This is a genomic window from Ureibacillus sp. FSL W7-1570, assembly GCF_038593265.1.
Taxonomy (GTDB): domain Bacteria; phylum Bacillota; class Bacilli; order Bacillales_A; family Planococcaceae; genus Ureibacillus; species Ureibacillus suwonensis.
Map to the genome: position 1 here is coordinate 983,501 of NZ_CP151979.1, position 23,019 is coordinate 1,006,519.

General features: G+C 42.7%; 22 protein-coding genes. 3 read left to right on the forward strand and 19 right to left on the reverse strand.

Annotation, left to right across the window (positions count from 1 at the left end; translation table 11 throughout):
- Window positions 1-210: 210 nt before the first annotated feature.
- The 12 genes from mtnN to alaS form a co-directional block, all read right to left on the reverse strand.
- Window positions 211-903: a 5'-methylthioadenosine/S-adenosylhomocysteine nucleosidase gene (gene mtnN, locus NST13_RS04820; protein WP_342469167.1), complete on the reverse strand. Its 693-nt coding sequence runs from the start codon at window positions 901-903 to the stop codon at window positions 211-213.
- A 56-nt stretch (window positions 904-959) separates the two neighbouring features.
- Window positions 960-1,616, reverse strand: coding sequence for a YrrS family protein (locus NST13_RS04825; RefSeq protein WP_342469166.1), 657 nt, complete (start codon window positions 1,614-1,616; stop codon window positions 960-962).
- Between the two features lie 164 nt (window positions 1,617-1,780).
- Window positions 1,781-2,269 carry a transcription elongation factor GreA gene (greA, locus tag NST13_RS04830; protein WP_342469165.1) on the reverse strand — a complete coding sequence of 163 codons (489 nt, stop codon included), beginning with the start codon at window positions 2,267-2,269 and terminating at the stop codon, window positions 1,781-1,783.
- A gap of 252 nt (window positions 2,270-2,521) precedes the next feature.
- A complete protein-coding gene (locus NST13_RS04835; RefSeq protein WP_342581546.1) occupies window positions 2,522-3,805 on the reverse strand; it encodes a U32 family peptidase in 1,284 nt (427 codons plus the stop codon).
- Between the two features lie 15 nt (window positions 3,806-3,820).
- The gene (locus tag NST13_RS04840; protein WP_342469164.1) at window positions 3,821-4,753 is read right to left on the reverse strand and encodes a peptidase U32 family protein; all 933 of its coding nucleotides are present in this window, start codon (window positions 4,751-4,753) and stop codon (window positions 3,821-3,823) included.
- A 6-nt stretch (window positions 4,754-4,759) separates the two neighbouring features.
- A complete protein-coding gene (locus NST13_RS04845; RefSeq protein WP_342581547.1) occupies window positions 4,760-5,392 on the reverse strand; it encodes an O-methyltransferase in 633 nt (210 codons plus the stop codon).
- Between the two features lie 246 nt (window positions 5,393-5,638).
- Window positions 5,639-6,766 carry an endolytic transglycosylase MltG gene (gene mltG / locus NST13_RS04850; protein WP_342581548.1) on the reverse strand — a complete coding sequence of 376 codons (1,128 nt, stop codon included), beginning with the start codon at window positions 6,764-6,766 and terminating at the stop codon, window positions 5,639-5,641.
- Between the two features lie 225 nt (window positions 6,767-6,991).
- A complete protein-coding gene (locus tag NST13_RS04855) occupies window positions 6,992-7,510 on the reverse strand; it encodes a DUF1292 domain-containing protein (RefSeq protein WP_342469161.1) in 519 nt (172 codons plus the stop codon).
- Between the two features lie 128 nt (window positions 7,511-7,638).
- The gene (locus tag NST13_RS04860; RefSeq protein ID WP_342469160.1) at window positions 7,639-7,947 is read right to left on the reverse strand and encodes a DUF1292 domain-containing protein; all 309 of its coding nucleotides are present in this window, start codon (window positions 7,945-7,947) and stop codon (window positions 7,639-7,641) included.
- 107 nt (window positions 7,948-8,054) lie between these two features.
- The gene (ruvX, locus tag NST13_RS04865) at window positions 8,055-8,480 is read right to left on the reverse strand and encodes a Holliday junction resolvase RuvX (RefSeq protein ID WP_342469159.1); all 426 of its coding nucleotides are present in this window, start codon (window positions 8,478-8,480) and stop codon (window positions 8,055-8,057) included.
- A gap of 3 nt (window positions 8,481-8,483) precedes the next feature.
- Entirely contained in the window at window positions 8,484-8,750 is a 267-nt protein-coding gene (locus tag NST13_RS04870) for an IreB family regulatory phosphoprotein (RefSeq protein WP_342469158.1), read from the reverse strand.
- Between the two features lie 102 nt (window positions 8,751-8,852).
- Window positions 8,853-11,513 (reverse strand): alanine--tRNA ligase, encoded by a 2,661-nt coding sequence (gene alaS / locus NST13_RS04875; protein WP_342581549.1) that lies wholly within the window; start codon window positions 11,511-11,513, stop codon window positions 8,853-8,855.
- Window positions 11,514-11,976: 463 nt separating this feature from the next.
- Here alaS and NST13_RS04880 point away from each other — a divergent pair, with 463 nt between their 5' ends.
- Window positions 11,977-12,660, forward strand: a complete 684-nt coding sequence (locus NST13_RS04880) for a TerC family protein (protein ID WP_342581550.1) — start codon at window positions 11,977-11,979, stop codon at window positions 12,658-12,660.
- A gap of 40 nt (window positions 12,661-12,700) precedes the next feature.
- Window positions 12,701-13,099 carry a retropepsin-like aspartic protease gene (locus NST13_RS04885; RefSeq protein WP_342581551.1) on the forward strand — a complete coding sequence of 133 codons (399 nt, stop codon included), beginning with the start codon at window positions 12,701-12,703 and terminating at the stop codon, window positions 13,097-13,099.
- 445 nt (window positions 13,100-13,544) lie between these two features.
- Here the strand turns inward: NST13_RS04885 and NST13_RS04890 are convergent, their stop codons facing one another.
- The gene (locus NST13_RS04890; protein ID WP_342581552.1) at window positions 13,545-14,129 is read right to left on the reverse strand and encodes a TetR/AcrR family transcriptional regulator; all 585 of its coding nucleotides are present in this window, start codon (window positions 14,127-14,129) and stop codon (window positions 13,545-13,547) included.
- A gap of 125 nt (window positions 14,130-14,254) precedes the next feature.
- On the opposite strand from NST13_RS04890, the gene NST13_RS04895 reads away from it, so the two are divergent.
- The gene (locus tag NST13_RS04895; RefSeq protein ID WP_342581553.1) at window positions 14,255-15,409 is read left to right on the forward strand and encodes an ABC transporter permease; all 1,155 of its coding nucleotides are present in this window, start codon (window positions 14,255-14,257) and stop codon (window positions 15,407-15,409) included.
- A gap of 132 nt (window positions 15,410-15,541) precedes the next feature.
- Here NST13_RS04895 and NST13_RS04900 read toward each other — a convergent pair whose 3' ends face one another.
- The 6 genes from NST13_RS04900 to NST13_RS04925 all read right to left on the reverse strand — a co-directional run bounded on the left by NST13_RS04900 (window position 15,542) and on the right by NST13_RS04925 (window position 22,891).
- Window positions 15,542-16,102 carry a GNAT family N-acetyltransferase gene (locus NST13_RS04900; RefSeq protein ID WP_342581554.1) on the reverse strand — a complete coding sequence of 187 codons (561 nt, stop codon included), beginning with the start codon at window positions 16,100-16,102 and terminating at the stop codon, window positions 15,542-15,544.
- Between the two features lie 259 nt (window positions 16,103-16,361).
- Window positions 16,362-17,543 (reverse strand): acetyl-CoA C-acetyltransferase, encoded by a 1,182-nt coding sequence (locus tag NST13_RS04905; protein ID WP_342581555.1) that lies wholly within the window; start codon window positions 17,541-17,543, stop codon window positions 16,362-16,364.
- Window positions 17,544-17,557: 14 nt separating this feature from the next.
- Entirely contained in the window at window positions 17,558-19,048 is a 1,491-nt protein-coding gene (locus NST13_RS04910; protein WP_342469151.1) for a long-chain fatty acid--CoA ligase, read from the reverse strand.
- A gap of 287 nt (window positions 19,049-19,335) precedes the next feature.
- Window positions 19,336-21,006, reverse strand: a complete 1,671-nt coding sequence (locus NST13_RS04915) for an acyl-CoA dehydrogenase family protein (protein ID WP_342469150.1) — start codon at window positions 21,004-21,006, stop codon at window positions 19,336-19,338.
- Window positions 21,003-22,508: a long-chain-fatty-acid--CoA ligase gene (locus NST13_RS04920; RefSeq protein WP_342581556.1), complete on the reverse strand. Its 1,506-nt coding sequence runs from the start codon at window positions 22,506-22,508 to the stop codon at window positions 21,003-21,005. The genes NST13_RS04915 and NST13_RS04920 overlap by 4 nt, the downstream gene beginning before the upstream one ends.
- A complete protein-coding gene (locus NST13_RS04925) occupies window positions 22,505-22,891 on the reverse strand; it encodes a MerR family transcriptional regulator (RefSeq protein ID WP_342469148.1) in 387 nt (128 codons plus the stop codon). Before NST13_RS04925 ends, NST13_RS04920 begins: the two co-directional genes overlap by 4 nt.
- Between the last annotated feature and the right edge of the window lie 128 nt (window positions 22,892-23,019).

Consider the following 23,019-nt stretch of genomic DNA (forward strand, 5'->3'; position numbering starts at 1 on the left):
GGTTTTGTCCCAGCCTCCGTTGAATCATTATTTTTTAAATTTAGCCAAATCGCTGTTTGCACCGTAATAAGCGATAAGCCCTACAAGTGCAGTAATCGTAACAGAAACTAACATCAATGTTAATTCCATAATTTAACCTCCTCATCAATATAACCGCTTACCTATATATTACTTTTTCCAAAATGATACCGTCAAGACCTTCTCGAGACCTTATAATTTCTCGATGGTTTTTAATACGATCTCCGTTGAATGTTTCGCCGCCAAAGGCAGAAATTCATCGAAACTGATATTGGATTCCTTTCCTGCTATATCCGATAATGCGCGAATCACAACGAAAGGCGTTCCGAAATGGTGGCATACTTGCGCCACGGCAGCCGCTTCCATTTCGCACGCTTTCATTTGCGGGAAATGGTTCCGCACCGCTTCCACCCGCTCCGGATCGCTCATAAAGGAATCGCCGGAACAAATCAATCCTACACCGTATTTATGATCTCCGATTTCTTCCACCGCTTCGACCGCCAATTTCATTAATTGTTCATCGGCTTTAAAAGCGGCAGGCATTCTTGGCACTTGCCCCATTTCGTATCCAAAAACGGTGCAATCCACATCATGGTGGCGCACTTCATCCGAAATGACGACGGAACCCACTTCCAGCTCCGGATCATATCCTCCAGCAGAACCGGTGTTGATCACCGCATCCGGTTGAAATTGATGCAGCAAAATCGTTGTGGACATCGCCGCATTCACTTTTCCGATTCCGCTTTTTAACAGCACGACATCTTTGCCTTTATATGTACCCGTCGTATATTCGCAGTTGGCAATGGTCGTCACCTGTTTATTTTCCAGCGCTTCCCTCAACAGTTCCACTTCTTCCTCCATTGCTCCGATGACTGCTATTTTCATTCATTTTCCTCCTCTGAATAACATCTATTCCAAATTACCGGAAAAGATGGAAAAGGTCAATTCTTTGGAATTTGTTTCAGCACTTCCACTTTGATTGGAATCCAGCCGGAATTATCGATCCATTTGATATGAACCCGGAATTTTTCGGTCAAATCTTTCGATGAAACAACGGCAACGGCCCCTTTCCCCGTTCCGTCATTTCGTACGGACCAATAAATGATATCATCTTCCGGCAACTCAACGGCATTGCGGATGGTGATCAATTTTTCCTCATAGTCGACATGTCCTTCTTCAAATGCGGAAACGTGTTCACCTGTTTGTCTTGTCGGCGTCACTTTCCAGTTATTATTGACGATGACTTTTTCCACATTTGCATCCGTCGAAGCGGAAACGATGATTTCATCTTCATCCGCTCCGGATTCAACATCGCCCTCTTCATGGTTATTTTGTTCATTGTCATCTATAAAATCATTTGTATCCTTTTCCTCCGATGGATTTTCCTTGTGTTCTCCATGGTCATTTTTTTCTTGGACCGACTTTGTATCTTCAGCCACTTCATGATCCCCATCATCTTTTACGATAAAATAAACATTGATCACAATCAAAGCAAAGACGATGGCAATCAGCACATTCAGGATTCGGTTCATTTTTCGTTTATTGTCAGAATGTCGTTTCATTCTACGGCTTTTCATTTCTTGGTCTTCCATTTCCATGCAATTCCTCCTTACTACTACTTTCCATCTTACCAATAAAATGAGAAAAACGACGACTTCCAATAAATTTTTAATATAGTTGTTAAAAAAAATATTACAAATGAAAAAGTCGACAAATTTCTTGAACCAAAATTTGTCGACCATATTGATGACTGGTTATATAGTTACTCGTTGGAAGAACGGATTTTTACGATTTTTACTTCCATTTCTCCACCAGGAGTTGTGAATTTCACTACATCTCCCACTTTATGGCCAAGAAGGGCTTTTGCGATTGGAGAATCGTTGGAGATTTTACCTTCAAACGGATCCGCTTCGGCAGAACCGACGATGAAATATTCTTCTTCTTCTCCATCAGGCAATTCAACAAATGTAACCGCTTTACCTAAAGTGACGATATCAGCCTCATTTTCATTTTCTTCAATAATGACAGCGTTGCGCAACATATTTTCGATCGCAGAGATACGGCCTTCCACAAAAGCTTGTTCCTCTTTGGCGGAATCATACTCGGAGTTCTCTGACAAATCGCCAAAACCGCGAGCCACTTTGATGCGTTCCACCACTTCTTTACGTTTTTCTGTTTTCAAATATTCCAATTCTTTTTCAAGCTTTTCTTTACCCGCTAATGTCATTGGGTATTGTTTTTCGTTTGACAACTCACTCACTCCTTAAGCAACATCACTTTTGTAATGCAATCATTTTCGCTTATTGCAAAATTTTTCTTATATATGATAAAACCCGGTTATTAGAAAAGCATATGTTGTGTTGGAACCATGAAGAACCAACGGATGCCCTCTAATAACCGAATTTTATATCGCAATATATAAAATTGTTTCGAATTGTTAAAATCATGCAAATAATACAATATTCATCATAGTACACATTGCATTTAGTTTCAAGTCAATTCGCTATTTTTTATTTCTTCTTCTCATCATATTATAACGATGTAATGGCTGATCCACTTTGAATTTCACGATTTGCAACGGATGGTTTGCCACCTCGATCGGCTCGCCGTCTTCATTCCACATTTGGCCGACCGTCATTGTGAAAGTGTCAATTTCCGGTCCGAAAAATTCAACCGTATCGCCCGTCTTGAAGTAGTTGCGTTGCTGCAATGTGACCATTTGTGTATTTTCATCATAATCAAGCACAAATCCTGCGAAATCCCAATCCGGTTTTTTCGCATGGAAACCGAACATTTGCTGTTTGTAGCTTGGTTCGCCTTCAAAGAAAGCGGAAGCTGTTGCGCGGTTCGCACAACGATCCAATTCTTCCAGCCATTCCCGCTTGATTTTGAAATTGTCAGGATCGGCGCAATAGCTGTCGATCACTTTGCGATAAACTGAAATAACGGTTGCAACGTAGTGGATGGATTTCATGCGCCCTTCCACTTTTAATGAATCGATTCCCAATTCAATCATATGCGGGATGGATTCGATCAGTTTCAAATCTTTCGGGCTCATCGCAAATGGAGCATCGCCTTCATTGAATAAAGGCACTTGTTTGCCATCCACGTTTTCATACAAGTCGTAATCCCAACGGCAACTTTGACAGCAGCCGCCCCGGTTGGAGTCCCGTGCCGTCATATGGTTAGATAATACACATCGGCCTGAATAGGCGATACACATGGCTCCATGAATAAACGTTTCAATCTCAATATCCACTTTTTCTTTGATAAGGCGGATTTCTTCCGCACCTACCTCACGGGCTAAAACCACCCGGTCCAACCCTTCAGATTTCCAGAATTTTACCGCTTTCCAGTTCGTCAATGATTGCTGTGTGGAAAGATGGATTTCCAATTCCGGAGCCACTTTTTTACAAGTCTCGATAATCAGCGGGTCTGCAACGATGATGCCTTTGACGCCGACATCAGCGATCGCGCGCAAATATTCTTCGAGTCCCGCCATATTTTCGTTATGGGCGTAAATATTCGTCGTCACATAAATGACCGCCCCATATTTTTTCGCGAATTCCACACCTTCGCGCATCTCTTCAATCGTAAAGTTATCCGCGTTGGAACGCAAGCCGAATTCCTGGCCGCCGATAAATACCGCATCTGCCCCGTAATGGACAGCCACTTTCAATTTTTCCAGGCTTCCCGCAGGAGCAAGCAATTCCGGTTTTTTTGTAATGACGCGTTTTCCTTCAATTGTTTCTCGGATGTTTTCGTTTTGGATCAATTGTAAAGCCATCATACCCCTCCTTTCTTAATACACGGTTTCTTTATAAATAAATCCAGTATCCAATGGACGCAATGGCGGTTGAATGGCTTTGATTTGTTCATACAATCCATCTTTGATTTCATCGTACGCGTCTTCCCCTTCATCGAAATACGCATCGATGGCCTGGCGGTAAAGCTTCGTCACCGTTGTAATGTATTCTTCCGTTTGCAAAATTCCATCAATCTTCAATGCATCGATACCCGCTTCAAAAAACTCCGTCAATTCATCAATCAAACAAATGTCGTTTGGCGAGAAAATATGTGTGCCATTCATATCTTCATAAATAGGGTAACGATTGTTCCGCTCTTTGTCATGCAGGAACATATTTTTATTTTCTTTGCGGTTTTCCACTTCCATCACTTCGCCGCGATACAGGAAGTAATTGCCCAACAATTTCCGTTTGGATTGGAAAATGCAGGTCATCCCGTGCACTTGCACTTCAATTTCGTATTTTGAGTTTTCTTTGATTTCCAAGATTTCATCCAATGAGAGTTCGCGGGCCAACACTGCACGTTTCGCTCCTCTGTCTCCCCAATAATTCACTTGGAACCAGTTTGTTGCCGTCGTTTCAGGATTCCAATGCAATGGAATGTCGATGCCAAATTCCCGGACAGACACAACAACTGCGGGATCTCCAAACAAAATGGCATCCGGACCGATTTTCTTCATCTCTTGCAAATATTCATCCAACGCTTCAATGCGGTCGTTGTGGAATAAAGCGTTGCAAGCGACATACACTTTCTTGCCCGCCTGATGAATCATTTCCGTCGCTTCTCTCACTTCATCAACGGAAAATTCACCCGCAAGACGCAAGCCGAATTTTTGTTCTCCGATGACAAATGCATCGGCACCCGCATCAATCAATTCCTTTATATGTGGCAGTGACTTCGGCGTCACAAGCAATTCTGGTTTTTTCAAATACGTTCACCTCTTTAAACAAATTAGCAAACCATCCCCAACCGGAACAAAAGTCGTGTGGTAGCCGGGATGGTTTTTGATCCACTCAGTGAATTCTTTTAATTTCCGAATCATCGAGCGTTTGCCTCTTGGCACTTCTTCGATTGGAATGTCCGATAACCCATGCATATAGATATTGTCGATATAAATGACCCCACCGGAAGGAACCAGGGGAGAATATTTTTCAAAAAAGCGCATATTTTGGCCTTTTGCCGCATCTATAAAAACAGCATCAAAAGCAGATGGAAATTCCGTTACATCCACTTCTAACGCATCTCCTTCAATCACCGTAATGCGACTTCCTGCATCCGACTCTTTGATAAATTCTTTAGCGAGCCGGATCCGTTCTTCATCCCTCTCGATCGTCACGATCTGGCAATCCGGTAAAGCTTCCGCTATCCGAATGGCCGAATACCCGATGGCCGTACCGATTTCAAGCAGCGTTTTTGGCCGTTGAATCCGCAATATTTGCGTCAACACTTCAATGGCTGGAAGCTGCATGATGGGAACATGGTGAGTTTGTGCATATTGTTCCATTTTTAGTAACAAGTCATTCCTCGGATGAATGAAGGACTTTATAAATTCCTCTGAAAACTCCATGTTTTCGCTCCTTCGATTGTATATAAAAAAAGAAAAACCAAACAAGTTGGCTTATATCGATGACCATTATGGAAAAATCAAATTTAATCATAACATGAAAATGACCGGAAAGCGAACATTCTTAACCGATTTTCCTTCAAAAAAATCCGATTTCCGACCTTTGACTGAAAGCCGTTTAATTCAATACACCATAAAAATAGCAGTTCAATCCGGTAAAGATTGAACCTGCTATTTTATGGATGGAGGCTATTCATTATTTATATATTGGTTTTTATTTTGCAAGTGTTCTTCAAACGATTTGGCAAAGTGATTGTTTCCTTCTTTATCCGCCAAGAAATAAAGATATTCTGTATCTGTCGGATTCAAAGCCGCTTCAATGGAAACGACACCCGCATTGGCGATCGGTCCCGGAGGCAACCCCGGATTCACATACGTATTGTATGGATTTTGCACTTTCAAATCTTCGTACAATACCCGTTCTTTATGTCCCCCCAATGCATATAATACACTAGGGTCCGTTTGAAGAGGCATGCCGATTTCCAAACGGTTATAAAAGACGCTCGCAATCGTTTCGCGATCCGTTTTTTCCGTTGCTTCCTCTTCCAATAAAGAGGCGAACGTCAACAGTTCATGCACCGTCATTTCTTTTTCCGCAAGCAAGGATTTATATTCACCGATCACACTGTTGGTTTTGTCAATCATCGGCAGAATGATGTCGTCCAATGAAACATTTTCGTCATAAAAAGAATAGGTTGCCGGAAATAAATATCCTTCCAACGGATACCGGATGTTGCCATTTAAAATTTCATCCGTAAAGAGTTCCGGATAGGTGGACATGACATTTTCAATGAATTCTTTGCTGTTGACCCGCTCCATGAATTGCTCTTTTGTATATTTCGTACGTTTTTCCACAATTTTTCCTATTTGTTCCAACGTCATTCCTTCTGGAACCGTAATGGTCATGACAGGCTCCCGATACACTTTGCCCGTTTTCAAGCTTTCAAGGATTTCATCCAGCGTCATGCTTGGCGTCATCGTATAATTTCCCGCCTGGAAATTGGATTGGTTTTTAAATTTTGCATAATATTTAAAAATCGTTGCGTCTTTAATAATTCCGCTTTTTTCTAAAATCTTCGAAATGTTGGATATTCCTGACCCCATAGGGATTTCCACTTGAATTTGCTCTTCTGATTCCGGATCAACCGGCTTCAAAGCGCTTTTTACATATAATGTTCCGAAAATGCCAATGAATAAGATACATGCGATGACAATTACCGTGACCCTTGCAACAATTCGGCGGACCACTTTTCCTTCCTGCTTTCGTTGCTTTATTTTTTCCATCATCTCCTGGTCCACATATGTCCCCCCTAACATTTCATAACATATGATATAAAAATCCGTAAAAATTAACAATATTCAAACACGGTTTCCCGTTCCCCTTTTATGTATTTTTACGTTTTTGTATGAAAAAAGTTCTTTTTGAACTTCATTTTTGTCCCGTTATGTATGGGTTATAAGTAACAGGTCCTATTCTATGGCAGACCTTGTTTTCCTGCGGCCCTTCGATTTGCCGCCGCAGGAAAATTTCCCAATAGTGATTTATCGATTCGATTGATTTAAAAGCTCAAAGGTTTGCTCAACCTTTTTCCATTCCTCTTCGGATTCAATCGGGAAGATTTCCTGGATTGCACCGTCTTCCGATGATACATAGCTGGCGGCGTAAAGACCGCTGTTTTCTTCTTCATTTTCGATTGAATAAATCACATATGATTTCCCGAAATCTTCAATTGCAAATTGATGAACGATTTTGCATTCGACTTCATTTCCCTCTTCATCAACGGCTGTAAAGGTTTTATCTTCTGAAAAGGTGTCAATTAATGTGTTATAGACTTCTTCCACCATATCCCATTCTTCTTCAGTTTCGAGTTCCTGGAAATTGGTCATTTCCAAATTTTCATCCAGTTCGTAGCGGACAGCGGAAATTTCATCACTTTCATTTCCCTCTTCATCAACAATGGAATAAATGCAATAGGAATGATCGTCCGTGTCAAAGGTGAAAAGCACTTTACATGTCTTGATTCCATTTTCCGTTTCCAATTTGAAAAGTTGTTGATCCATATTTTCCTCCCGAAATTATGATTATTTCATAGTGTGGGCCGCAAAATCAAAAATAACCACACATTTTCACAAGGCATCGGCATCTTGAGCAAGAAAAAAGTAGGCACCGGAATGCCTACTTTATCCTTTTATTCTTCGTCCTCTATATCAAATTCTTCTTCCAAAGAATTTAATACTTCTTCAATCAAATCCCATTCTTCATCCGTTTCAATCGGAAGCAATTCCCCGTCTTTTCCATCCTCTGCAGGGATGAAGGCGGAAGCGAAAATTTCGATTTGACCATCTTCATCTTCTTCGGCGCCGACTAGGGAATACAGAACATAGGACTTTCCAAACTTCTCTGAATCAAATGTGTGAATGACTTCACACAAATGTTCATTTCCTTCTTCATCGACAACGGTAATTACATTTTCATCAAACTCATGATCATGTGCCATATTGGTCACCTCTTCCTATAAGATAAGCAACAATTTATATCATCCTCGACAAAATGTCTAGAGGGGCATATAAACCAATTTCAACTTTATTATTCACCCAATTCGGGTTATTTATGAAACGATTTGCTGTCCAAATAGCCCTGCAGTATCATGACTGCCGCCATTTTATCAATCACTTTCTTTCTTTTCTTTCTGCTGACATCCGCTTCAATCAGCATCCGTTCGGCGGCCATCGTCGTCAACCGTTCATCCCAGAGAATGACCGGCAATTTGAACGTTTCTTCCAAAAGCTTTTTATATCGTTCGGACGCTTCACCACGGGGCCCAACGGTATTGTTCATGTTTTTCGGATACCCCACCACAAATTCGGTGACCCCATACGCTTTTACCAGCTCTTTGATTCGTTCAATGCCAAACTCTCCAGCCTCTTCATCTATGTGAATCGTCTCGATCCCTTGAGCAGTCAGCCCCAATGGATCGCTGATTGCAATGCCAACCGTTTTTGTACCGACATCTAATCCCATTACTCTCATCGATTATTCCTCTTTATGGTGTCTGATATAGAATTTCACAAGCTCTTCTAAAATTTCATCGCGTTCAAGTTTGCGGATCAAATTTCGTGCATCTTGATGGCGAGGAATATATGCCGGATCACCAGATAACAGGTACCCCACAATCTGATTCGTTGGATTATATCCTTTCTCTTCCAGTGCAGAGTACACTTTCAACATTACTTGCTTGACTTCTTCTTCCATCGATTCTTCTGGAAAACTAAATTTCATCGTTTGATCGAACGAATTCAAGACCAGCACCTCGCTTTCAGAAATCAGGAGTTGGAAATTCTTGCTCCATTTTCTCTATTATAACTGATTCAACGGGTCAGCGAAATAGATTTGTTCCCCAGTTTACAGAGATTTAACGAAATCATAAACAGATTGAAGAGCTTCTTCAAGTTTGGATGCCTCTTTAGCACCCGCCATGGCCATATCAGGACGGCCTCCGCCTTTTCCTCCGCATTTCTCGGCGACGGATTTTACAATGTTGCCGGCATGATATTCTTTGCCTGCGATATCTTTTGTCACCCCTGCACAAAGCATCACTTTTCCGTCACTTACGGCACCAAGCACGATGACCGCTTTATCCAGTTTCGCTTTCAAGTCGTCCATCATTTGACGGAGTTGATTATTATCTTTTGCTTCCACCCGTGTGGATAATACCGTGATATCGCCGATTTTTTGCGCTGCGTCAAGAACACTTGCCGCTTCAAGGTTTGCCAATTTTTGCGACAACGATTCATTTTCACGTTGCAATTCTTTATATTCTCCTTGGAGACCTTGTATTCTCATCACCAAATCTTTTGGATTCGCTTTGAATTGTGCTGCCGCCTCTTGCAAGATTCTTTCTTCCTCTTTCACTGCAAGATATGCGCCTTTGCCCGTCACAGCTTCAATACGTCTGACACCGGCACCAATTCCACCTTCAGAAACGATTTTAAAATATCCTATTTCAGATGTGCGGTTTACATGCAAACCACCGCAAAGTTCGATGGAATAATCGCTGACTTGGACAACCCGCACAATATCGCCGTATTTTTCCCCGAACAGCGCCATCGCACCCATCGCTTTCGCTTCTTCAATCGGCATTTCTTCAATGGCCACTTCAATATCATCCCAAATTTTTTCGTTCACGATGCGCTCAATTTGTTCAAGTTCTTCTTTTGAAGCTTGGCCAAAGTGAGTAAAGTCGAAACGCAAACGGTCTGGTCCCACATAGGATCCCGCTTGGTTTACATGTTCGCCCAACACATCTTTCAATGCACGGTGCAACAGGTGAGTGGCTGTATGGTTTTTCACGATCAGTTTACGTTCTTCTTTATTGACTGTCGCTTTTAATTGGTCGTTCAAGTGCATTTCACCGGATTCCACAATCACTGTATGAAGATGTTGCCCGTTTGGCGCAAGTTGAACGTCTTTGACCACCGCTTTGAATGTATCGCCTTCAAGGATTCCCGTATCGGCAATTTGACCACCCATTTCTGCATAGAATGGCGTTTCAGCCAAGATCACCAACACTTCTTCCCCTTCGGAAGCCATGTCCACTTCCTGTCCATTTGCCACCATGGCAACAACGGTTGTGTCACATTCCGCCACTTCATATCCAACGAAGACGGAAGGTTGTTTCAAGTTCGTCAGCACTTCATTTTGAACTTGCATGGAGTCAACGTCAGCACGCGCGTTTCTTGCACGTTCCCGTTGTTTTTCCATCTCTCTTTCGAAGCCCTCATGATCCACAGTCATTCCATGTTCTTCCGCATATTCTTCCGTTAATTCGATTGGGAAACCGTACGTATCATATAAACGGAATACATCTTCGCCCGGAATTTCAGTGAGCCCCAATTTTTTCTCCCGTTCAACCACTTCATTCAAGATTTCAAGACCTGCATCCAACGTTTCCAAGAAGCGAATTTCTTCATTTTTTACTACCCGTTGGATAAATTCGCATTTTTCGCTCACTTCCGGATAGAAGTCTTTCATGATTTCCCCGACTGTTGGAACAAGCTCAAACATGAACGGTTTTTCAATGCCGATTTGTTTTGCATAGCGGACAGCACGGCGTAACAAGCGGCGGATGACATAGCCCCGTCCTTCGTTGGATGGAAGCGCGCCGTCACCAATGGCGAATGCCACTGTACGGATATGGTCTGCAATCACTTTGAATGGTGTATTGATATCTTCTTTATTATTAAAGATTTCTTTCAACTCGATTTCGCAAGGCCGTTTGTATCGGCGGTTTGCAAATTCTTCGATTTTTTCAATAATCGGCATGAACAGGTCCGTATCAAAGTTTGTCGGAACATTTTGCACAACGGAAGCCATCCGTTCAAGACCCATACCTGTATCGATGTTTTTCTTTGGAAGTGGAGTATATGTTCCATCAGGATTATGGTTGAATTGGGAGAACACCAGGTTCCAAATTTCCAAGTAACGTTCATTCTCCCCGCCTGGGAACAGCTCTGGATCATTCGGGTCGTTGCCGTATTCCGGACCGCGGTCATAGAAAATTTCCGAGTTTGGACCGGATGGACCTTCCCCGATATCCCAGAAGTTTCCTTCGATGCGGATAATGCGTTCTTCCGGCAAGCCGATTTCGTTTCTCCAAATTTGATAAGCTTCTTCATCTTCCGGATGGATTGTGACTGAGAGCAATTCCGGATCGAATCCCATCCATTTTGGATCTGTCAAAAATTCCCAAGCGAAGTGGATCGCTTCTCTTTTGAAGTAATCGCCGATGGAGAAGTTCCCCAACATTTCAAAGAATGTATGGTGGCGGGCTGTTTTACCCACGTTCTCGATATCGTTTGTCCGGATGGATTTTTGTGCATTTGTGATTCTTGGATTATCCGGAATTTCACGGCCATCAAAATATTTCTTTAATGTCGCCACCCCTGAGTTGATCCATAAAAGGGATGGGTCGTTGATTGGAATCAACGAAGCTGACGGTTCAACTGAATGGCCTTTTTCTACAAAGAAATCTAAAAATTTGCGACGAATTTCTGCTGCTTTCATTCGTACATTACCTCCTATTTGCGTCCTTTATAATTTTTTCCATAAAATGAAAAAAGTCTTCATCCCGGTAAGGGACGAAGACGTGCTTTTCGCGGTACCACCCTCGTTACAGTTTCCGTTTCAACCATTACGAAACGCAATAACGTCCTTCATAATCGGAAACTGTCACTCAAGCCACTGTAACGTAAGTGAACGGCAGGGATTAGCTGCACTCTGGAGTAGCTTTCCGAAATTGCCATCGTGGAGATTCTTTCAGCCTCTGGAATCCCTCTCTATACACTTGGCAAAACGTACTCTCTCCATCACCGTGTTGACACCATCAGATCTTAATTGACATATTCTTTGTAAATTATATGAAAACCGCTAAATCATGTCAATAAAAATAGCAACCACGCCATTTACTTCTTAACAAGGAGAATCATTCATATACTTTCCAAAAAAACAGATAGATTGGGGAGCATGAATGGAAACAATGTCTTTGGAATTCATCACTGCGCTTTTTTCCATCATTTTTATCGACCTTGTACTTGCCGGCGATAATGCATTATTAATCGGAATGGTTGCAAAAAATTTGCCTTCGAGGCAGCAAAAAAAAGTGATTGTCGTTGGGACGCTTGCCGCAATTATCATGCGTATCATCTTTACATTGCTTGCAGTAAAATTGCTGGAAATTGACGGCTTGTTGTTTGTTGGCGGTGTGGTGCTCGTATATATCGCGTTGAAATTGCTGGTAACAGAGGAGAACAACGAACTGCGTCCATCCGCGAAATCTTTTTTGGGAGCGGTTTGGACAATCATGCTGGCCGACTTTTTGATGGGCATTGACAATATCATTGCGGTGGCAGGTGCGGCCTACGGAAATATGTTGTTGGTCATTATCGGGCTCTTTATTTCCATTCCCATCATCGTTTGGGGAAGCACCATTGTGATACGCATCATCGATCGATTCCCGCTGTTCATCTATTTGGGTGCCGCCGTCCTGGCCTGGACCGCATCAAAAATGATCATCAAAGACGCTTATGTAAAGCCCTACTTGACGAATCCATTGCCCATTTTGCTGTTCCAAATATTATTGATTTTCATTGTTGTTTCGATCGGATTTGTATTACGCGGCAGAAACAAGTACAAATCTCATCAATTTGAATAATGGGACAATCCACAAATAAAATGGTGAATGGAGGCACGATATGCAGCTGATTTTTGAGGACGGTTTACTGCTTACAACCATCGAAATTGGCTATAAAGGGAAAAGAAAAGTATTGAACCGTGTTGCCATCGATTCCGGCGCCTCCCATTCCTTCATTGATATCGATGCTGTATATGAGTTGGGAATCGGTTATGAAAGTGGCGATCAGCTCATCCGCCATTATGGCATTGGCGGATCGGAATTTAGTTTTTCAAAAAGAATCGATTATGTAAAAATTGGGGGAAAAACATTCCGGCAAGTTTCCCTTGATTTTGGAATATTAAAAGCGTTCAATATCCAGGGATTGATTGGGCTTGATATATTGAAATCGGGGGAGTTTGTTTTGGATATGAAACATCTGAAGTTATTGACCAATGATGAAAAGGCATTGGCGCAGTAACCTCTGGCAGATTGGAAGATCCGCCAGGCCCTGATGGTTTTTCCTCTCTTCCCCGAAAATTTCCGCCAATCAAGGACAACCGTACAGTCAATGAGGCTGGGACAAAAGATAAAAAACACCATTTTCTCCCGGGAGAAAATGGTGTTTTTTTGATAATTGAAGAAAATTGATTTCCGTTCCGGGGACGCTTTCCGCGGGCCCGGCTCGAGCCTCCTCGGAGCTCAATCCTTCGCTCCTGCGGGGTCTCGAGAGGGCTCGTCGCAGGAAAGCTTTTGCTTTGCGACTAAGCGTGCGCGACAGGAGCACTCGCCCCGTCACTCCAATCAATTTTTTACAAAAATTCTTTTTGCAGCTCGTTCACTTTATTAGTTATGTCCCAGCCTCAAAATTTTATGCATGATTTGAAATAACTTGTTATTGTAGATATCCTCCTCTTTCATGCATTTTATTGACTTTTTATAAATGAAATAATATCAACGTACATGGCGGTCATTTCTTCCGGCGTTCGATCCAAACCATTTTTGATCCATTCCTCAATCAATCCTAAAAAAGCCGCGGTAATAAAAGATAGAAAATAATTGATCGGCACATTCAAAGTGGCATTGAAATGTTCGTTTTTTTCGATGTTGTTGCGCACTTTTTCAATAAAAGCGTCCCGCAAGCGGAAATGAAAACCCGCACTCCCATGATCGCTCAAAAAGATTTTTAAGATTTTGGAATGGCTTTCAAAAAAGCTGAATAACATTGCAGCCAGTCTCTCCTGTTCCTTCTCAAAGGTGATGGTCGATGTATAGCGGGATTGCAACTCATCGATATAATCCCCCAATTTTCCAAACAACTCCTCCTCCATCCGCTCTTGCAAATCGTATTTGTCTTTATAATGCAAATAAAATGTGCCGCGGTTAATCTTCGCTTCTTTCGCGATTTCCCCGACCGTGATGGCTTCAAAAGATGTTCCCTCCAAAATTTTCAAGAAAGCATCCTGGATTTGCTTTTTTGTTCTTCGATTCTTTTCCACATAAATACTCATTCAAATTCCCCTTTTCAAAATTCAACACCGTGTTCAATTTTGTTCATTGCTTTAACCTTAATTAAATTATAAGATGAGAAAGCATCACTGAACAACATGTTGAAAATTGAGAAAGGAAGTAATGCATGAAATTATTTAAAGAAAAACTCGCCTGGGCTGCTCCAATTGCAGTCATCCTGATTATCGCCCTATTTTCAATCAATCTGTTTGCGCAAGGTGATCCGAAAGGGAGAAATTTACCTGTGGCATTGATTGTCAATGATGAAGGGGCCCATGTGGAGGCAGTGGAAAAAGCACTTGAACAAATGAGCAAAGGTTCTGGCGAAGGTGAACCGATGTTTGCCTTTACAGAAGAGAAAGAAGAAGAAATCAAAGACTTATTTAAAGATAAACAATATTATGCCGCATTGGTCATTCCGGAAGGGTATAACGATCAGTTGGATCATGTGCTCATCAACAAATCACCGGCTACACTCAAAATCTATATCAACCAAGGATATAACGTGACTGGCGCAAACATGGCCAAAAATGCATTAAATACCCTTATCAGCCAATTGAACCAACAATATTATTCAAACTTCGCCACGCAATTAGCGGGACAAAAAATCGATTTAAACAGCGCTTCTGTGCTTGTAAACCCTATTGTCACAGAGGAAAAAGTGTTTAATGAAGTGACGGCGGCTACCGCCAATGGCAGTGCGCCAACACTGATGGCCGTACCTGCATGGGTGGGGGCATTAATCGGAGGATTCATTGTATTCCTTGCCTCTTCCAATGTGTTAAAAAGAGAGATGCTTACAAGAAAACAAACATTGCGTTTAATGGGGGAACAAATTTTATTCGGTGTTTTAATCGCCCTCTTCTCAGGGTTTACCGTTGCGACATTAGGATATATTGCCGGCATTAATATGCCAAGCTACTTATTGGTCGCATCCTTCGTATCCTTTGCAGCATTCTGTTTCTTCTTGATCATTTCCGCCATTACAGCCTGGATCGGAAAACCAGCCATCACTTTGTTTATGGTGGTGATGCTTTTGGGAATGGGTGTATTGATGACGCCGAAAGAAATGCTTCCGGATTTCTTTGTATATTTCATCCGCCCATGGGTGCCAATCCGTTTTGCTTCTGAAGGATTGCGGGAAATATTCTACTTTGGCAGCGGCTTCTATACAGGGGCATCCTTCAATACCATCATCGGCATCGGAGTTGCCGGATTGATCATTTATATTCTTTCCATCTTTAAGCCGGTCCGTGTTCCCAAAAAAGTGAATGCGGAATAATATCGCCCAATAAATTGTTTAATTGAAATAGATAGTGGACAATAGAGCATAAGACTTTTAAAAAATTATGAAAAGGATAGATCATCAGGAATTTTACCTGTTTGTATCTATCCTTTTTTTGTACAACAATAATTACTCCTCTGTGTTCTCCGAATACCATTCCAAAAACGCGCTTTTCTCAATTACATGCAACATAAATGGCGCATTGATTTGCGGCTCCAATTTCTTGTATTCTTCCGGGAATTCTTCCTGGACATCCGTTCTAATATAAGGCAATTTTTCTAAAGCTTTTCGGGAACGGATATTTGACAATTTCACGGCAACAAACACATACTCCAAATCCAGTTCGGTAAAGGCCGTATGAAGGATCTGTGAATTCGCCGATTCGTTGTATCCTTTCCCCCAATACCGATGCCCTATCCAAGTGCCGATATTGCAAGTTTTTTCTTCCATATTTATATCTTTCAGTGTAATGATGCCAATCAAATCCCCATCTTCATTAAAAATGACTCTTGAATATTGTTTCCCCAATTGTTCTTGCTCTTGGACAAATTCGATGAACTCCAGGGTGCCTTCAATTGAAGTTTGGGATTCCGTCAGGCTTAAAGCATTCCTGACCGGGGGTTCTGACGACAAGGATGAAATGGCTTCAGCGAACTTTTTATTATGCGGAACCAGTACTACCTTTTTCATGAAAATTCCTCCAAACACTTATTTCTATTGTTCACATAATAGTGTTCAAGCTTTCGAGTTGCAAAAAACGTTCCATTATATGCCGGCTGCTCCTTAGCTTAAACAACTCCGCAAACATCAATTTTGAAAATTCTTATAATTTTAGATAATAATGATACACTTTGATTCTGTAAAGCTAAAAACTTGAATTCAAATTTGAAATTCCAAAAAAAAAATAAAAAAGCAGCGGCATATTTCTCCCGCTGCAAATACCATATGGTTATACCCTCTCAATGACCATCGCGATTCCTTGTCCGCCGCCAATACATAAGCTGACCAGTCCATATTTTCCGCCGCGGCGTTTCAGTTCGTATGCGCATGTCAACGCAAGCCGCGTACCGCTTGCCCCCACCGGATGGCCCAATGCAATCGCGCCACCATTGACATTCACAATTTCCCGATTTAATCCCAACTCTTTTTCAACAGCCAAATATTGGGCGGCAAAAGCCTCGTTGATTTCAATCAAATCGATGTCCTCCAACGTCAGATTCGCCCGTTCCAATGCCTGCTTGATGGCTGGCACCGGGCCGATTCCCATGATGGATGGATCCACCCCCTTGATGCCCCAGGAGACAATTCTTGCAAGCGGGGATAAACCGTTTTTCTCCACCGCTTTTTCACTTGCCACAATGACAGAAGCTGCACCATCATTGATGCCTGATGCATTTCCTGCCGTCACTGTACCATCTTTCTTGAACACAGGTTTTAATCTGCTTAAAGCATCAAGGGTTGTATTTTCTTTAATATGTTCATCCTCTTCAATCGCCAATTCTTCTTTTCTCGTTTGAATGTTCACAGGCACAATTTCTTCTTTGAAAATGCCGTTTTCACGGGCTCTGGCTGCACGCTGTTGGGAAAGCAGGGCAAATTGATCCTGTTCTTCCCTTGAAATCTGATATTGTTCCGCCAGATTTTCCGCCGTAATGCCCATTCCGGTACCCGTATATTCATCGAAAAGGGTTGCTTGCAACATATCCGCAAATTGCAAGTTTCCTGATTTCATCCCTTTAAAACGGACATCAAAGTTCGAGAAAGGGGATTGGGACATATTTTCCGCTCCGCCAGCCAAAATAAAATCCCCTTCACCGAGTAAAATATTCTGGGCCGCCGTAATGATGGATTGCAGTCCGGAACCGCAAAGACGGTTCAAAGTGATGGCCGGCACTTCCTTTGGCACACCTGCATGAAGTCCAATATGGCGCGCCAGGTACGCCGCGTTTGTACTTGTCGCAATGACATTGCCGTAAATGACATGGTCAATCTGTTCAGGCGAAACTTTCGCCCGTTTCATGGCCTCTTTTGCAGTGACCGCTCCCAAAGTGACCGCCCCTGTATTCACAAATGAGCCGCCATAAGCAGTAAAAGCCGTTCTCGCACCATTCACCAAATAGACATTACTCATGTTTCCCCTTCTTTCTATACAATTTCTTTCTTTGGACGCAACGTATGCTTCAACACTTTTCCGGAGGCATTCCGTGGAAGTTGGGCCAGTTCTTCAATTTCTGCCGGCACTTTATATTTGGCGAGTTTGGTCAAACAGTAATTGATGATTTCTTCTGATGTGAGAGATTTTCCTTCTTTAAATACCACGTACGCTTTAGGCACTTCACCGTACACTTCATGAGGAACGCCGACCACAGCCGCTTCCAATATTTCAGGAATTTGATACAACACTTCTTCCACTTCAACCGGGTAAATATTTTCACCACCGCGGATGATCATGTCTTTTTTCCGATCGACGATATATAAAAATCCTTCCTCATCGAATTTCCCCAAATCCCCCGAATACAGCCAGCCATCCTGGATTGTTTTGGCTGTTTCTTCAGGATTTTTCAAATAGCCTTTCATCACCTGCGGCCCCTTCACGCAAATTTCGCCCACTTCCCCTGTCGGCACTTCTTCGCCATTCGGATCAACAAGCTTGATTTGCGTTTTTTTCAACGGCTTTCCGACCGAACCGATTTTTTGCAGAGCATATTCATCTGTCAATGAAGACGCGGCAGGGGTATTTTCCGTTTGTCCGTACAGATTCTGCACTTTCACATTCGGGAAGGTGTCTTTCAATTTTTTTACGAGCTCATATGGCATCGGCGCGGCACCGTAACAGAACAAACGTAAATGTCCGAAATTGAATTCCCCGATTTCCGGTTTATTTAAGATGATGGTGTACATTGCCGGCACACCGAAAAAGATGGTCGCTTCCGTTTCCACAAGATTTTTTAATGTCCGATCAGGTGAGAAGGCTTCTTCTATGACAACGGTTCCACCCTTGTACAAAGTCGGCACGGCAAACACATGAAGGCCCGCACAATGGAAGAGCGGCGTACAAATATAAGTCCGATCCTTTTCCGTCATCTTCATCGAATCGGACCAAATTTCCGCCGTTTCAATCACATTGTTGTGTGTGAGCATTACCCCTTTTGGTTTTCCCGTTGTTCCGGATGTATACATGACAACGGCTGTTTCTTCACCTTCATTTGGAACGCGAATAAAATCGGTATCGTTCCCTTTTAAAATTTCTTTTATTCCGGCAGTGGAAATGACGTGGTCAAAACGGTGGGCCGTTTGCCTGATGGTCTCTTCAATTTTTTCATCAAAAAATAAAGCTTTTGCTTCAGAATGCTGGAAAATGTAATCCACTTCCGGAGGTGCAAGTTTCGTATTCACCGGCATGATCGTCAAACCGGCCAATTTGGCACCTAAATAGACAGGTAAAAACAGATCTGAATTCAGCATAAATTGGGCGACAATATCCCCTTTTTGATAGCCCCTGTTTTGAAGATAGGCGGCTATCTTCTTCGCATTTTCAAATAATTCCCCATAAGTCATTGTTGTGTTTTCAAAAATAACCGCTTTTTTGGAAGGCTGTTTTATTGCATGTTCTTCCACAATATTTGTAATAAACATATCCCCAATCCCCCATTTCAGTGCTGGAACACTTTTATTTTTTGAATCTTCCAACAATTAGATTCAGGATTATTGTATCAATGAAATATATTTGCGTAAACGAGAAAATATGTGTTTATTAGAGAAATATTAAAATTAATAGAAAGAGGGTTTCATTCTCTTAACAACCTGAAATCATGTGCAGGGACTACAAGCTGCTTTTGAAAAAAATGAAATTCAGTGCCAATGATAATAGAGCGGAAGGGAAATTCATCCAATTTCCCCTTCCGCTCATCTTGAATTTGCACTTATATCACATCATGAAAATACAAGACCGTCTTCATTGGATCTCCTAATTTGCGCAACTTCCAAGTATCTTCCAAATAGATGTCTGCCAGCTTTTCATATTTTCCACCGTAACGGCCGGCCCATTCGACAGCTACGACACTCTCATACAGCCATGCCAATCTTTGGGCGATGCCTTTGCCCTCATAAGTTTGTGTCTCTTCATCCAAGGACGCGAATGTTTCCAAATCCTCCGCGACATCTGAAAGCTTTTCCATCACGATTTGCTTCAGCTTCGAATCCTTCACTTTTTGCAAACGCCGGTTCATTTCATCGATGAACAATTTATGGGCATTGTATTTTTTAAATAGGCGGATCACTTCCAATGCCAGGATATTTGCCGTACCTTCCCAAACGGTGAGTACCTGGGCATCCCTCAATAGTCTAGGCGTTACAAAATCTTCAATGTACCCATTGCCGCCATGAAGTTCAATCGCTTCGTGGGCAAAATGGATGGCCTGCTCAGCCGTTTCTTTCTTCATGATCGCGATGTTCAGCCGGTTCAAAATCACATCCCGCTCAGTTCCTTCGCCAATTGTCACCCGATCATACAATTGGATCATGTCAAACAGCGTCGCCACTTCAACGTGGAGCTTGGACGCCATTTTTGCCAAAGTATCCTGTATCATTGGGTAATTCGTCAATCGTTGGCCGAATGCCTCGCGATTGGAAACATAAAATTTGGATTCCAATAATGCTCTTCTCATGATTCCGACTGAGGCGACCGCATTACAGATTCTCGATAAATTCAACGCCTCCAGCATGTAGTAGATGCCTTTTTTCGGATCGCCCACCACATAGGCGATGGATCCGTCAAATTCAACTTCACCGGATGGCACGGCGCGGACGCCCAATTTATCTTTCAAGCGCCGAATGCGCAGATGATTGAGCGAACCGTCTTCCTTTTTCCATGGCACCGCAAACAAAGTGAGCCCTTTAGTGCCTTCCGGAGCCCCCGGCATGCGGGCCAACACCATGGCAACACCGCACATTCCCGCATTGGAGGCAAAATATTTCTCGCCATATAACCGGTAATGGGTGCCGTCAAATCTTGCTTCAAGGATATTTGCCCCGACATCCGAACCCCCTTGCCGCTCGGTCAAGAAAGTGGCTCCTTCATACAGCTCCACTTCACCGGTTGAACAAACATGCGGCAAAAATTTCGCCTTCAGTTCTTCATCCGCATAATGGTCCAGCAAGTATGCCGTGGCCATTGTCAATGTGACGGGGCAATAAAACCCCGGTTCCGCGTGGGACAACAAGTAACCTTGGGCAAAACTGTAAACATAATTCCCTTTTCTCCCCAGCTCCGGTATCTCTTTATGCACGTATCCGACAATCCCGGTATTGTATGTTTGTTCAACCGTCTTTTTGTAGCCTTCATTCACCCAAATTTCCGATACTTCTTCCCCGTATCGATCATAGCGGATGAGACGGGGCTCCCCTTCCCGGTCCGTATGCTTTGCCCGCGCATCAATCTCGCCGCATACCAAAGCCCCGAAGTCTGTCAGTTCTCTAAATGCAAATTCATAAAACTCTTGATCCAGCATTTGCTCCAATATTTTTTGCAATGTATCATCGCTTGAGAAAAAGTTTGTCTCTTTTTCTGCCACCACATTTTGCAGCACTTTCATTCCACAATCGCCTGCACTTTCAATTGTTGTTTTAAAATTTTTCCGGATGCATTTCTCGGAAGCGCTTCCACTTGTTCGTACAGCCGCGGCACTTTATATTTGGCAAGATGCTCGGATAAGTACGCCTTCAACGCTTCCACGTCAATTGGCGTTTTAGCGGCGAACACCGCCTTCACAGTTTCCCCCCACTCCGGATGAGGTACCCCGATGACCGCCACTTCATGAATTCCTCCAAACTGTAAAATCCGGTCTTCGATTTCTTTCGGATAAATATTGACACCGCCAGAAATAATGACGTCTTTTTTCCGATCAACCACCCAAATATAACCGTCTTCATCGAATCGGGCCAAATCGCCTGATTTCAGCCATTCGCCGAGAAACGCTTGTTTCGTTGCTTCTTCATCCCGATAGTAACCAACCATGTTCCCTTCGCCATAAAGCACAATCTCTCCAATCTCGCCGGTCTGGACATCTTCTCCGTTCTCATTCACAATGCGGATTTCCGTTCCGAAGGCCGCCCGCTTTCCGATGCTGCCCGCTTTAATTTCATGTTCATAGCCGAATAGAAGTGTCCCGCTTGGCCCTGCTTCCGTTAAACCATATACGCAAGTTAAATTGTCCGTTTTGAAAGCCTGTTGGATATGGCGCACTTCTTTTTCGGATAACGGCGCCCCTCCATATACCCACCATTTCATGGAAGACAGATCCGCTGTTTGCAATCGGGGATGGGATGCAGTAACCAAATAGGCAACCGGCGCCCCAAAGAAGTGGGTGGTTTTTTCCTTTTCCACCGTGTCAATAAGTAAATCTGGCGTGAAAGTAGGTGTAAGTACGTTGGTTGCCCCAACCAGCACAGCGGACATCAAGAATAAATGCAGTGGAGCCGAGTGTGTCAGCGGCATCATCAGCAACATCCGGCTTTCCGGCTTCACTTCCATTTCGATGGCAATCATATGGGCAACCGCCAAAATATTGCGATAGCTGAATAAAACGCCTTTTGGCTTCCCTGTTGTTCCGGAGGTGTAAAGAATCGTGGAATAATCGTCTTCTTTTAACAGACATCTGATTTCCGCGTTATCCGACTTTTCAATGAGCCCGTCATAGTCTAGCCACCCTTCCTTTTTTGGGCCGGTTTTGATTTTGATCCCGACATTTTGGAGATTTTCTACAGATGCAAAAATCGCTTCATGGGCAATGATGGCTTTTGCCTGTGCATGATCCGCCACATATTCCACTTCCGATAGGGTGAATTTGGCGTTCACCGGCACGACAATGGCGCCAATACGTTGAATGGCAAAATAACTAACGACAAATTCCAATACATTCGGCATAAAGATGATGACTTTATCCCCTTGTTGAATGCCCAGTCCGAGCAAAGCATTGCCCAATCGGGTAACCTGTTCATCCAATTCTTTGTACGTCACCCGCCGTCCTTGGCAAATCACCGCCTCGTTTTTTGGATACTTGCGGGCATTTCTGGCTAATAGCATCGAACTATTCATGTGACATCCTCCCCCTTAATTTTTGCCAGTTTTTCGCTGAATGACGAATGCAATTCCACCAATTCCCTTTTCAATTGGGTCAACTCCTCGATTTTTTCTTCGATTTCTTTGATTTTCTGTTCCCCGTACTCCACGGTTCTTTCCAGTTGTTTAATCCCTGTACGGTCACGATCAAAGAGCAATATCATCTCCTTTATTTCGTCCAGTGAAAAGCCGTATCTTTTGCCGCGCATGATGAGTTTCAATTTGGCAATTTCTTTTTTTGAAAAGGTGCGTAAATTGGATTGGGTACGATTCGGTGAAAGCAATCCAATTTCTTCATAATATCTCAGGGTTCTTGGTGTGATATTGAATTCTTTTGCCACTTCCTGAATCGTTTTCATCCCTTTCACCCCCGAATTTGGCTATATTTTATCATTGACGTTAACGTAAACTTCAAGAGAGTTTGTGAAATTTTTTGAATATTTATAATCTTGCATTTCAATTAATATATTACCTTTTTTTCAGTTTG

Bases quoted from the DNA above. Each gene is read 5' to 3' on its own strand.
- NST13_RS04895 (WP_342581553.1), top strand. From the start codon at position 14,255: ATGAAATTATTTAAAGAAAAACTCGCCTGGGCTGCTCCAATTGCAGTC.
- NST13_RS04925 (WP_342469148.1), bottom strand. From the start codon at position 22,891: ATGAAAACGATTCAGGAAGTGGCAAAAGAATTCAATATCACACCAAGA.
- NST13_RS04915 (WP_342469150.1), bottom strand. From the start codon at position 21,006: ATGAAAGTGCTGCAAAATGTGGTGGCAGAAAAAGAGACAAACTTTTTC.
- NST13_RS04885 (WP_342581551.1), top strand. From the start codon at position 12,701: ATGCAGCTGATTTTTGAGGACGGTTTACTGCTTACAACCATCGAAATT.
- NST13_RS04855 (WP_342469161.1), bottom strand. From the start codon at position 7,510: ATGGATCAACAACTTTTCAAATTGGAAACGGAAAATGGAATCAAGACA.
- ruvX (WP_342469159.1), bottom strand. From the start codon at position 8,480: ATGAGAGTAATGGGATTAGATGTCGGTACAAAAACGGTTGGCATTGCA.
- alaS (WP_342581549.1), bottom strand. From the start codon at position 11,513: ATGAAAGCAGCAGAAATTCGTCGCAAATTTTTAGATTTCTTTGTAGAA.
- NST13_RS04860 (WP_342469160.1), bottom strand. From the start codon at position 7,947: ATGGCACATGATCATGAGTTTGATGAAAATGTAATTACCGTTGTCGAT.
- NST13_RS04910 (WP_342469151.1), bottom strand. From the start codon at position 19,048: ATGTTTATTACAAATATTGTGGAAGAACATGCAATAAAACAGCCTTCC.
- NST13_RS04825 (WP_342469166.1), bottom strand. From the start codon at position 1,616: ATGGAAATGGAAGACCAAGAAATGAAAAGCCGTAGAATGAAACGACAT.
- NST13_RS04845 (WP_342581547.1), bottom strand. From the start codon at position 5,392: ATGGAGTTTTCAGAGGAATTTATAAAGTCCTTCATTCATCCGAGGAAT.
- NST13_RS04900 (WP_342581554.1), bottom strand. From the start codon at position 16,102: ATGAAAAAGGTAGTACTGGTTCCGCATAATAAAAAGTTCGCTGAAGCC.
- mtnN (WP_342469167.1), bottom strand. From the start codon at position 903: ATGAAAATAGCAGTCATCGGAGCAATGGAGGAAGAAGTGGAACTGTTG.
- NST13_RS04920 (WP_342581556.1), bottom strand. From the start codon at position 22,508: ATGAATAGTTCGATGCTATTAGCCAGAAATGCCCGCAAGTATCCAAAA.
- NST13_RS04890 (WP_342581552.1), bottom strand. From the start codon at position 14,129: ATGAGTATTTATGTGGAAAAGAATCGAAGAACAAAAAAGCAAATCCAG.
- mltG (WP_342581548.1), bottom strand. From the start codon at position 6,766: ATGTTAGGGGGGACATATGTGGACCAGGAGATGATGGAAAAAATAAAG.
- NST13_RS04835 (WP_342581546.1), bottom strand. From the start codon at position 3,805: ATGGCTTTACAATTGATCCAAAACGAAAACATCCGAGAAACAATTGAA.
- NST13_RS04880 (WP_342581550.1), top strand. From the start codon at position 11,977: ATGGAAACAATGTCTTTGGAATTCATCACTGCGCTTTTTTCCATCATT.
- NST13_RS04905 (WP_342581555.1), bottom strand. From the start codon at position 17,543: ATGAGTAATGTCTATTTGGTGAATGGTGCGAGAACGGCTTTTACTGCT.